Here is a 10,766-nt window from a genome sequence, read left to right as displayed (position 1 = left end):
GAAAAAAGGAGCAAAAAGAATAATTGTGTGTGGGAAAGATTTAGATTTGATTAGATAAGATTAATCAAAAAAGTAGACAACAAAAATGATTGCTATTTAGTCGTTTAATTATGCCGACCTACTTAATACTCTTTCAAATCAATATAAACAACCTCTCCATCAAGTTGAAGAAACTGCCAAATAGTACCAATAGTCACAGCACCATAAATAGTTTAAATTTGATTTCCTTCCTGCTGATTAAATAACTGTGCTGCCACGATTTATGCTAAACATTGACCTAACCCTGATTTCAAATTTTAATTCTTAGTTTCCACAATTATCAAGACAGAAGCGTGGATAAAAAGTTGTTCCTTTGAACGACTAATTAAAAAGTCACAAAACCCATTTAACCCTTGGCTGAAATCTACATTAAAATCTACTCCAGAAAACAGACTAATTTTGTAATTAACCTTGCGTCGAATTTCCAGAAATATTGGTGCAATAATCATCTCAGAACGAGCTTTTTCTGTATTAATCGCAACTGCTAAATCTACATTTTATTGGATAATAATAGACATCTCCAGAAAAGAGGGAACACTTAACTGGGAACACTTAACTGGGGGGATTAATTGATAATTTCTGGATAATAATTGATTTTATTTTCATTTTTGGAGATGTCTAATAGTTAAAATTTCACTACATTCGACTTCAGCAACATCCGCAAACATTTCAGAAGTTTCATTAATTTTTAAGCAAAAAATTTTGATTAAATCCCCCAACTTCAAATCACTGTAAGCCATTATTTTTATTTACTTTGGCAATATATTAACAAAATCAGGAGAATAATAGACATCTCCAGAAAAGAGGGAACACTTAACTGGGAACAGGGGAAAGTAATTGATAATTTATGGATAATAATTGATTTTATTTTTCATTTTTGGAGATGTCTAATAGTTAAATTTTAACTACATTCGACTTCAGCAACATCCGCAAACATTTCAGAAGTTTCATTAATTTTTAAGCAAAAAATTTTGATTAAATCCCCCAACTTCAAATCACTGTAAGCCATTATTTTTATTTACTTTCGCACTATCAAATGTAACACAGACATCTTGCCTGTCATCTCAAATCCGGTAGCATCGAAAAAGCAGAGAAACCGGGTTTATTAAATCCACCATACTAACATCCATACTCTTATCAACCCAGTTTCTTATAAGACTGTATAAAAAAGGTTCTATTTTCAATCATTGCCAAATCTTTTTCAAGATTTTGATTATGACGTGAAGTCATCTGTCTGAAAAGTGCTGTCAATTAATAGGAATTACGCATAGACCATATATATAGCGTCAAAAACTCTAACGTTATAGTTTTTACACTCTATATATAGTACCTTGGCGTAAGTCCCGATCGACTTAACCCATCAATTATATCATGTCCAGATGAACACTGATAAATAATTAGGTAGGAGTCAGGAGTGAGAAAGAAGGTATTAGGAGGAGAAATTTTTTGATCCCTAATTAACCAGACATAATATTACACGCGGCATGCCCAAGCAACTGTTGACTTTTACCTGATAACTGATGAACTAACTTTTGACATAAAAATCTCTAGTTCCCTTAGCATTAATTGCCTCTCCCAATCTATTTAAACCATGTACATAAGCAGCAGTTCGCATAGAAATAGATAACTCTTGAGATATTTGCCAAATCTTCTCTGTTTCTGCCACCATTTTTTCTTTTAATCGTTGATTAACCTCATCCAAAGTCCAATACAAACCACTACGATTTTGTACCCACTCAAAATAACTTACTGTCACACCACCAGCATTAATCAAAATATCAGGAAATACATGAATTCCACGCTCTTCTAAAACTATATCGGCAGCAGAAGTAGTCGGACCATTAGCAGCTTCAAAGATGAACTTTGCCTTAATATCTTTGACATTTTCCTCAGTAATTTGATTCTCCAAAGCAGCAGGAATTAATATATCAACATCCAAACTCAAAAGTTCTTCATTAGTTAAAACTTTATGTTCAACAATATTACAAACAGTACCTTTACAGTAAACAGCTTGAATACCTTTATTAGACTCCTTATATTGACGAATACTCGGAATATCTAAACCCTGTGGAGAATAAATACCCCCCTGAGAATCACTAACAGCAACCACCTTATAACCAGCTTGACAAAGTAACTCTGCCAAAACCGCTCCAACATTACCAAAACCTTGCACTGCTACTGTAGTTTTTTCTGGGATATATTCAAACTTTGGCATGATAGTTTCAATAGCAAAAAAAGCACCCATTGCCGTTGCTGTACTTCTCCCCAAACTACCACCAATAGTAACAGGTTTACCCGTAATAACCGCCGGACTTAATTGTCTTCTAATAATACTGTATTGATCCATCATCCAACCCATAATCATTGGGTTAGTGTACATATCAGGTGCAGGAATATCCACATCAGGACCGATAAAATCAGCGATCGCATCAATATATCCCCGACTCAAACGTTCCAATTCCATCCGAGATAATTCTTTTGGGTTAACAGTAATGCCACCCTTTGCTCCACCAAAAGGTAAGCTCACAACTGCACATTTAAAAGTCATCCAAAAAGCCAGAGATTTCACCTCATCAATAGACACATTAGGATGATAACGAATACCACCTTTTGTCGGTCCTCTTGTATCATCATAACGAACTCGATAACCTTGAAAAACTCTTAACGAACCATCATCCATCCGGACAGGAATTGAAACTATTAAAGTAGCTTTAGGATATTTGAGGCGTTCTTTTGTATCCTCAGAAAGAGAGACATATTTTAAAGCTCTTTCTAACCTACGACTAGCATCATCAAACAAAGAATCTGACATAAATACCTATTTTTCTAAAGAAAATTATCTTGGTATTTAGATCATAAATCTCTTGATTCACTGTAATGATTAAGAAAAATAAAGAACAACTTATACCAATTACCAAAAATAATGGGCATTCAATTTTAATTGATACTCTTGGGGAATAATGTTATCTTCGGTAAAACACTTATAATAGTATAATAGTAGCTCGTAGTTGCGCTTTAGCGCTGCTGAGTATATTGGGAGTCCTAATAAGTCAGAAGTTAGAAGTCAGAAGTCAGAAGTAATAAGGGTTCATTAATGGATAATGGATAATGGATAATTGATAATTACAAGAAGGTTTTAACCGTTACGGAATTGAATATAAGGAATATTGTCTTTGTTTTCCCCTATCCAAGGGGAGGCTTCAAGGCGCGAATTATTTAATTATTAATTATTAATTATTAATTTTTCGGTAAATACAAAAAGCGAAAACTTGTCTAAAGTTTATCAAACTTACTCATAAATATAGCTATTAAACTATCTAGAAGTAAGTTTTCTCAGTTGTTGCTCCATAAATTCTCTGAAAAGTATCTGGATTACGAGACTGAGGATTTAAGCAATTTTTACGCAACCAGATATAGTGGAAATGTTTGCCTCTGAGTTTAATAAAACTTTCATTTAAAATTGTTGTACTGCTCATTAAAAACTCCTACTTTTTGGTAGCTCAAAACTAAGGAATACAAATTCAATTCAATTTTGTTTAATTAAGTTTTCGATATTCTTATATCAAGTCTCATTAATTAGTCATAATAATCAGCTACCTTTAGTCATATAAAGATGACTTCTTCTGTGAGCCAATAAATTTATTTCTGGGCGGTAGACATTGCCACACTTTATTTATACTCCATGGCTCCCCAAGGATTGAAATCCTTCGCTAATAGCTTAAGTTATCTTTAGATAACTAAATTATCTATACCGTCTTTTTGTATTGTGGTTAATTAATGCAGCCCTATATTAGATCAAAATTTATATTAATTTTAGGTGCATAGACTGATAGGATAAATTTAAAATTTATGCTACTTCATTTTTTTTCGCAAATCCTGCACCCATTGCTATATATCAGTAGACCTAGGCGTGAAAAAGATATAGATTTTTGGCAGTGGTAGGGAACAGGGAACACTTAACTGGGAACAAGTAAGATATTTTTCCGAAAAAGGTAGGAAAAAGGATTTTTTCTGGTGACTTTTTCTTTCTTTAGCTAATATAATCAAAAGGTTTATTTATTTTCCGGAGATGTCTAGTTAAAAATATCAGAAAAATTATCCTTAAATATTACTTGAAAGGGTAGCCCTGTATAGTAATGGTGAAGATATATATTTTTTGAATTTCTTCGCACACTCCCCACACTCCCCACACTCCCCACACTCCCCACACACTCTCTAGCATTATTATCCACCACCACCCTTGAAAGGGGGTCAAATACCTGAGTATAGATATTCCTCCCGGACATCAGCAACTAAACACTAAAATAGATAGTAATAGTAGTAATACTCTGTTTTGTAATTTATGGTAGAAGTCCTCGCAGCCTTGTCTGCATCAGCCGCAGCAGGTATTAGAATAGCACTACCCCTACTGCTAATAGGTTTATTGCAAAACGACCTCTGGGCAAAAGTTCCTCTGCTCTCTAAAATATCCCCCCAAATAGTGGTGGGAATTTTAGTCAGTTGGTCTTTATTTGAAATCTTTGCCTCAAAAGACCTCTTAGGTCAACGCATTCTTAATCTAGTTCAACTCATATTTAGTCCAATAGTAGGAACAATTATGAGTATGGCGATCGCTGAAGCTACTAATTTAGAGGGTTGGTTAATTATAGTTATTGGAGTTGTGGGGGGTTTACTTGCGTTGGTGCTGCAACTGGTTCAAGTTGGGTGGTTTTTTCGGTGGCGTGGTTTGCCTGTTTGGATGCTATTATCTCAAAACATTCTCTGCATTTGTTTAGTAATTTTTGCCTTCGATGCACCGCAACAGGGAGGATTAATTGCCTTACTATTGTTATGGCTAGCTATTCGTAGTTATCAAGATTGGTACCGATGGTATGGCGCTACAGACAAGTCAAAAGTTAAAAGTTAAAAGTTAAAAGTAATCCCTGACTAAGTTTGAGTATTTATAGGAATTACGCAGATACTATATATATAGTGTCATAAACTATAACGTTATAGTTTTTAAACTCTATATATAGTACCTTTGTGTAAGTCCTGATTTATAAATGTCCGCACCCAATATGTTCGACTACTATATCTAGGAAAGACAAAATGAGGTAATAGTATTAATCCATAAATTTATGGCAGTAATTCTGATTAATCTTAATCATAATCAAGGGGCATAGCCAGATGCCAAACTCCCCTATAATTAGGGTTTGCTGAAAAAAGCAGAATGTTGGGAGGGGGAAGTTTGGGAAGTGTGGGAAGTGTGGGGAGGGGAGAAGACAGAGTAAAGTAGGAGAAATAATTTTCCCTTGATCTTTCTTTGCTTGTCTGCCCTTTATCCTAACTTTTTGGTCGCTCAAGCTTAAAAATTTGCACTTTTTTTCGCCCCAAAAAGGCTAAAATATTTATCTTTCAGTGCTTTTAGATTTAATCAGCAGAGCAATAATTAGAGTAAACCAGCCAAGTGTAAAGGGCCATGACCAGTAATTAACTCTAACAACAAAGCGATAAAGCCAAGCATTGCTAACCGTCCATTCCAGACTTCTGCTGTAGTAGTTAACCCCCACTGCCATCTTTCTTGGGGATACATTTTGATAATTTTTTTCATTTGGATAGCATCAGAAAAATCACGACTCGGAGCATCTAAAGCTTCCACAACTAAATCTGCTAAATCATTGATAAATACTGGGTGAGTATTCAGAGCAGGTACTCGGTAAAAATTACTAATTCCAGCTTCTTCTGCGACCTCGCGATATTCCATATCAATTTCTTGCAGAGTCTCAATATGCTCAGAAACAAAGCTTATGGGAACTACCAATAAATCTTTAACTCCACTATCTGCTAATTCTTGAATAGCATCTTCGGTGTAAGGTTTCAACCATTCCACCGGGCCAACTCTACTCTGATAGGCAAGAGTATGAGAATTTGGACGGTTCAAAGCCTTCATAATTCTATTTACACAATCTTCAATTTCTGCCTGATAAGGGTCTCCTGCTTCTTCAACGTAGCTGACAGGTACACCATGGGCACTGAAAAAGATATGTACTTGCTCTGAGTTTGGACAATGGTCTAATTCTTGAGCAATTAATTCTGCCATTGCCTGGATATATCCTGGTCGTTGATACCAAGAAGGAACAACGGTATATTCAGTTTTCTCTAGTTCTGGGTCTTTTTGCCAAAGTTTATCAAGTAATCTGAAACTTGAACCGCTCGTGCTGATAGAATATTGAGGATATAGTGGCAGAATTACTAACTTTTCTACTTGGTCACGCTTAATTCTAGCAAGAGCTTCTTCTGTAAAAGGATGCCAGTAACGCATTCCTATATAAGTTTGAGTCGCTAATCCTTTTGCTTCTAAATTTTGTTGAATAGCTAGAGCTTGCTGTTCTGTAATCGATCTTAATGGAGAGCCACCGCCAATTTCCCTATAATTTTCCTGAGACTTTTGAAAACGCATAGTGGAAATGAACCATGCTAAAGGTTTCTGTAGCCAAGGAAAAGGGAGACGAATAATTTCTGGGTCAGAAAATAAATTGAAGAGAAAGGGGCGCACATCTTCTAGTTGTTCCGGCCCACCTAAATTAAGTAATAATACTCCAACACGACTCATAGTGTTAATAAGGCTCCCATTCTAATATTTGTTACTAAATTTAACATATTTATATTTTGTTAATTATATTTCTTGACAAATATAGAGTCAACTGCCACCCGAAATCTATTTAGTTTGAGTGGTTAAGTATAAATTAAATTTATACGCTTTTAACTTTTGACTTTTAACTTTTGACTTTTGACTTGAGAATTCAATGGCAACAATTTTAAGAGACTGGAGTTATCAATATCAATGGTTGTATGATGGTATTTCTCGTTTAGCAGCTCTTGCTGTTGGGGGAGAAACTAATTTTCGCCAACTAGCTTTACAGGGTTTAACTATTAACCAAAATACTGAGGTGCTTGACCTTTGTTGTGGTAGTGGTCAAACAACTAATTTTCTGGTTAAATACTCCCAAAATGTTACAGGATTAGATGCTTCTCCACTATCAATAAATAGAGCTAAAAAAAATGTACCATCGGCTCAATATGTTGAGGCATTTGCTGAGGATATGCCATTCTCAAATAATCAATTTGATTTAGTACATACCAGTGCGGCTTTACATGAGATGAATTCTGAACAATTACAGCAAATTATTCAAGAAGTTTACCGAATTTTAAAGCCAGGCGGAATTTTTACTTTTGTTGATTTTCATAGTCCGACTAATCCTCTATTTTTGCCAGGATTAGCAATATTTTTCTGGTTATTTGAAACGGAAACTTGCTGGAATTTTATCAATACAAATATATTGGATTTATTACAAGAAGTAGGGTTTGATTTAGTTGATAGTGACTCACCTAAACCTCTTTTATATGCTGGTGGTAGTCTTCAGGTAGTTCAAGTTAAAAAATAAAGGTAAGCATTCAGCCGTTAGCTGTCAGTTATTAGCTATTAGCTATGAGTTATTAACTAATTACAGCCCTTTGCATAAAAGTTAAGTACAATAATCCGAGCAATAAACTTTGAGCAAATTAGAACTTATTCTACCGATCTATTTCATTAGTTATGATGGGTTATAATTTGTCACAACAACTTATTATTTATAATTTAATAATTTGCTTACCTATCAAAATTAATGCAAAATTAATGAAATAGACTACTACTTACTATTGTTACTGTACTGATTAGTCGTGAAAGTGCTATATCAGACTGAAGGAGGAATTAGTCTCCAAAGAGAATTAAAACTTATATTTGTGTAACATGACCCAGGTTCAGGAAATTGGTCAATGATTCTGTTTCAAAATCTTTGCTTTTTCAATCATAACGGAGGAAAGCCAAAAGTTGAGATTAAACCTTTTGATATTCATTGAAAATTAAGTTTAATAGAATGGGGCGCTACGCGCAAGTTAAAAGTCAAAAGTCAAAAGTAATATATGACTGAGCCTCAACATTTAGTAATCTCCTAACCTTTATTTCGATTACTATAATACTTGTATGGAGTACGCAAACTTGCTTTGCTCAAGTTGGCTTTTTATCAAATTGACTCAATAAAGAACAATTGCTAGTTTTAAATTTACTTATCTTGGATTTTGATTACTCAGCAAAATAATTCCGATTCCCATCAATATCCAAGTTCTTTTAAAACCAACATTAATCCAGTGAATTTTTTCTCTATTCAATAAATATTGAAATATTGTTACTGCTTCCTTTTCCCCGCCACCTTTAAGAATCGAAATAAGTTGAAACACACACCAAAATATCGCCTTTTCAACTTACCCACTGGAAGTCTGAAGAAATATTTATTTGACAGTAATATTAGTAATTTCAGTCACCCATTCTACCTAACAACTGGAGGTAATTCCAATTAAGCGTTTACTGTTAATATCAACTTTTTTTGTCATCATAGAAATGTCTAGTTTATTATGTCTGTTGAAAATTATCATAATAACGTACTACCATAAAAAATATGACAATGCCAAAACCAAAGGTTGAACAATGAACAAAAAACGTTTAAGTTGGTTTGCATCTGGTAAATCATTTCAATACATTAGTGAATGGCTAGAAAAAGCTGAAAATAAAATTCGCATTGCTACAGGTTTTTTTACTATCAAAGGATGGAATTTAATCCGTCGTTACACTAAAGGTAAACAAACTTTTCTTTTAGTTGGTTTAGATGACCCAGGAGCAGAACGAGCAAGAGTAGCTCTAATTCAAGAAATAATGCGAGATTTACGGACAGGATTGGATAAAGATAGAAGAAAAGCAGTTATTGACCTTGTAGAAAAAATGCAATCTCGTCAATTTGAAATTGTTGATGCTAGAGCAACAGACCACCATAATAAACTTTACATTTGTGATGAAAAAGCAGCAGTGCAAACTTCTTCAAATCTGACAGGGAAAGGTCTTTTGGAACAAGTTGAAGGTGGGAATATTATTACAAATAAAATTGAAATTGCTGCTTTAGTTAGAGAATTTGACGATTACTTTAATAATGCTCAAGATTTGACTCAAGAACTTCTAGATATTTTATTGAAATGGTTAGATTTTGATACACCTTGGGATATTTATCTGAAAACTATGTTGACTTTTGAAAATGTACAACCTCCTAAAACTCGTTATACAAAAAAACCAGTTTCTTATCAAATTGATATGATTGCCCAAACATTACGGCAAATGCGAGATTTTAATGGTTCAATGATAGTTGCATCAACTGGGTTAGGAAAAACTGTTGTTGCTATTCATGTAGCTCTACATTTAAAAGCAGAAGATTTGATTGATAATGTAATGATTATTGCACCAAAAGCGGTTGAAAGTAATTGGCGAAAAGAAATGCGAGAAGCTGCACTTCCTTATGAATTTTTTGTGCAAAAAATATTTGATAAAGAAATAAAAGATGCTCGGCATAAAATCAAGGAATTTCTAGACATTTTAGAAGAGGTTGAACAGCAACGTTGGTTATTAATTATTGATGAGAGTCACGAATTTAGAAATCGTTTTAAAAAAGACCTATCTAATAGGAAAAAAATCCTTCTGAACGAAGAGCTTTTATTAGACTTAGAGAATTAGTAAAAAAAGGTAATGCTAAAGTTTTACTTATGACAGGTTCTCCCTATGGTACAAATCTTGATAATATTAATAGTCAACTTTATCTGTTACCTCATAAAGCTAATAATTCCCATAAATTTGAATATTTTTTGAGTGTTTTGCCAGAGCAGAAAGATTTATTTGCTGAAGAAACTCAAAATGTCAAAATTTGGTCTGTTGAAAGCACAGATGAATTTATCAAACTGCCAATAGTTAGTCAATTAACAACCCCTCACGTTGCTAAATATTATGGTCAAAAAGACGAGCAAGGAACTTATATTAACTTCAGCGATCAAAAAGGTTATATTCCTAATATGATTCTTCATACTATCAATTTTCCACTGATTTTTGAAGCAGAATTAACTAAAGCTATAACTCAAGGATATTTTGAAGTTATGGGAAACCCTATGTCTAAAGACCTATTTAATCAATTAGTTAAAATTTCTTGGGCAAGTTCTCCTTTAGCACTTCAAGATATCCTAGAAAGTATTGCTGATACTCCAGGAGGGGAAAATAGTTATGAACTTGAGAAGCTAGAATTTATATTTTCTCCTCAAGAGCGAAAAGCATTTTTAAAACCAATTCTTACCAAGCTTAAAAAATTTGATGACAGTAACGATTTTAAAATTAATGGTTTATCAAATATTATTGAAAAAGCAGCAGAAAATCAGCAAAAAGTTATTATCTTTTCTGAGAGAAGACCAACGGTTTTTTATTTATATGAAAAACTAGAATCAAGATTTCCTAATTTAAAGATTGCAGTAACTATTGAAAAAAGCGAAAGTGAAGAAAAATTCAAGATGAAAGAAAGTAAAGAAATTGAATATATGATTAACCAATTTGCCCCTATTGCCAATAAAAAAACTAATCAATATTCAGAAACTTATGACATTTTTATTTCTACAGATACTCATGGTGTAGGTGTAAATATGCAAGATGCTTCAGTAGTAATTAACTACGATATTGATTGGACTCCTATTAAAACAGTACAAAGAGCAGGAAGAATTTTACGCTTTTGGCATTTGCCTCGTACTGTGGAAATTTACACTTTTGTACCAACACTTACTAATCAATATCAAGTAAGTACAATTAATTATGATTTAGTAGAAATTGAAAAGCGATGGAAAAATTA

The 10,766-nt window shown here is 33.5% G+C and carries 10 protein-coding genes; 4 read left to right on the top strand and 6 right to left on the bottom strand.

Annotation, left to right across the window (positions count from 1 at the left end; genetic code table 11):
• Positions 1–296 precede the first annotated feature (296 nt).
• The 4 genes from F6K22_RS42215 to F6K22_RS17785 form a co-directional block, all read right to left on the bottom strand.
• Positions 297–488, bottom strand: coding sequence for a hypothetical protein (locus tag F6K22_RS42215; protein WP_363273810.1), 192 nt, complete (start codon positions 486–488; stop codon positions 297–299).
• A gap of 153 nt (positions 489–641) precedes the next feature.
• Positions 642–779: a hypothetical protein gene (locus F6K22_RS17795; RefSeq protein WP_293100499.1), complete on the bottom strand. Its 138-nt coding sequence runs from the start codon at positions 777–779 to the stop codon at positions 642–644.
• Positions 780–1,564: 785 nt separating this feature from the next.
• Positions 1,565–2,851, bottom strand: a complete 1,287-nt coding sequence (locus F6K22_RS17790) for a Glu/Leu/Phe/Val family dehydrogenase (protein WP_293100496.1) — start codon at positions 2,849–2,851, stop codon at positions 1,565–1,567.
• A gap of 505 nt (positions 2,852–3,356) precedes the next feature.
• On the bottom strand, positions 3,357–3,515 hold the full coding sequence (locus F6K22_RS17785; RefSeq protein WP_293100493.1) for a hypothetical protein: 159 nt from the start codon (positions 3,513–3,515) through the stop codon (positions 3,357–3,359).
• Between the two features lie 866 nt (positions 3,516–4,381).
• Between F6K22_RS17785 and F6K22_RS17780 the strand changes: the two genes are divergently transcribed.
• The gene (locus F6K22_RS17780) at positions 4,382–4,945 is read left to right on the top strand and encodes a DUF4126 domain-containing protein (protein WP_293100491.1); all 564 of its coding nucleotides are present in this window, start codon (positions 4,382–4,384) and stop codon (positions 4,943–4,945) included.
• Between the two features lie 522 nt (positions 4,946–5,467).
• Here F6K22_RS17780 and hemH read toward each other — a convergent pair.
• Positions 5,468–6,631: a ferrochelatase gene (gene hemH, locus F6K22_RS17775; protein ID WP_293100489.1), complete on the bottom strand. Its 1,164-nt coding sequence runs from the start codon at positions 6,629–6,631 to the stop codon at positions 5,468–5,470.
• A 193-nt stretch (positions 6,632–6,824) separates the two neighbouring features.
• Here hemH and F6K22_RS17770 point away from each other — a divergent pair, with 193 nt between their 5' ends.
• Complete coding sequence (locus tag F6K22_RS17770; RefSeq protein WP_293100486.1) at positions 6,825–7,463, top strand: class I SAM-dependent methyltransferase; 639 nt, start codon at positions 6,825–6,827, stop codon at positions 7,461–7,463.
• A 664-nt stretch (positions 7,464–8,127) separates the two neighbouring features.
• Here the strand turns inward: F6K22_RS17770 and F6K22_RS17765 are convergent.
• On the bottom strand, positions 8,128–8,298 hold the full coding sequence (locus F6K22_RS17765; RefSeq protein WP_293100483.1) for a hypothetical protein: 171 nt from the start codon (positions 8,296–8,298) through the stop codon (positions 8,128–8,130).
• A 247-nt stretch (positions 8,299–8,545) separates the two neighbouring features.
• On the opposite strand from F6K22_RS17765, the gene F6K22_RS17760 reads away from it, so the two are divergent.
• Both F6K22_RS17760 and F6K22_RS17755 read left to right on the top strand, forming a co-directional pair.
• Positions 8,546–9,616: a DEAD/DEAH box helicase family protein gene (locus F6K22_RS17760; protein WP_293100480.1), complete on the top strand. Its 1,071-nt coding sequence runs from the start codon at positions 8,546–8,548 to the stop codon at positions 9,614–9,616.
• A gap of 29 nt (positions 9,617–9,645) precedes the next feature.
• A partial coding sequence (locus tag F6K22_RS17755; protein WP_293100477.1) for a C-terminal helicase domain-containing protein occupies positions 9,646–10,766 on the top strand: 1,121 nt, incomplete at its 3' end.

Source organism: Okeania sp. SIO2F4 (genome assembly GCF_010672385.1).
Lineage (GTDB): Bacteria > Cyanobacteriota > Cyanobacteriia > Cyanobacteriales > Microcoleaceae > Trichodesmium.
The sequence above is the reverse complement of the archived record's forward strand: the minus strand, read 5'-3'. Positions and strand labels throughout refer to the sequence as shown.

Bases quoted from the DNA above. Each gene is read 5' to 3' on its own strand.
- F6K22_RS42215 (WP_363273810.1), bottom strand. From the start codon at position 488: ATGATTATTGCACCAATATTTCTGGAAATTCGACGCAAGGTTAATTAC.
- F6K22_RS17795 (WP_293100499.1), bottom strand. From the start codon at position 779: ATGGCTTACAGTGATTTGAAGTTGGGGGATTTAATCAAAATTTTTTGC.
- F6K22_RS17790 (WP_293100496.1), bottom strand. From the start codon at position 2,851: ATGTCAGATTCTTTGTTTGATGATGCTAGTCGTAGGTTAGAAAGAGCT.
- F6K22_RS17785 (WP_293100493.1), bottom strand. From the start codon at position 3,515: ATGAGCAGTACAACAATTTTAAATGAAAGTTTTATTAAACTCAGAGGC.
- F6K22_RS17780 (WP_293100491.1), top strand. From the start codon at position 4,382: ATGGTAGAAGTCCTCGCAGCCTTGTCTGCATCAGCCGCAGCAGGTATT.
- hemH (WP_293100489.1), bottom strand. From the start codon at position 6,631: ATGAGTCGTGTTGGAGTATTATTACTTAATTTAGGTGGGCCGGAACAA.
- F6K22_RS17770 (WP_293100486.1), top strand. From the start codon at position 6,825: ATGGCAACAATTTTAAGAGACTGGAGTTATCAATATCAATGGTTGTAT.
- F6K22_RS17760 (WP_293100480.1), top strand. From the start codon at position 8,546: ATGAACAAAAAACGTTTAAGTTGGTTTGCATCTGGTAAATCATTTCAA.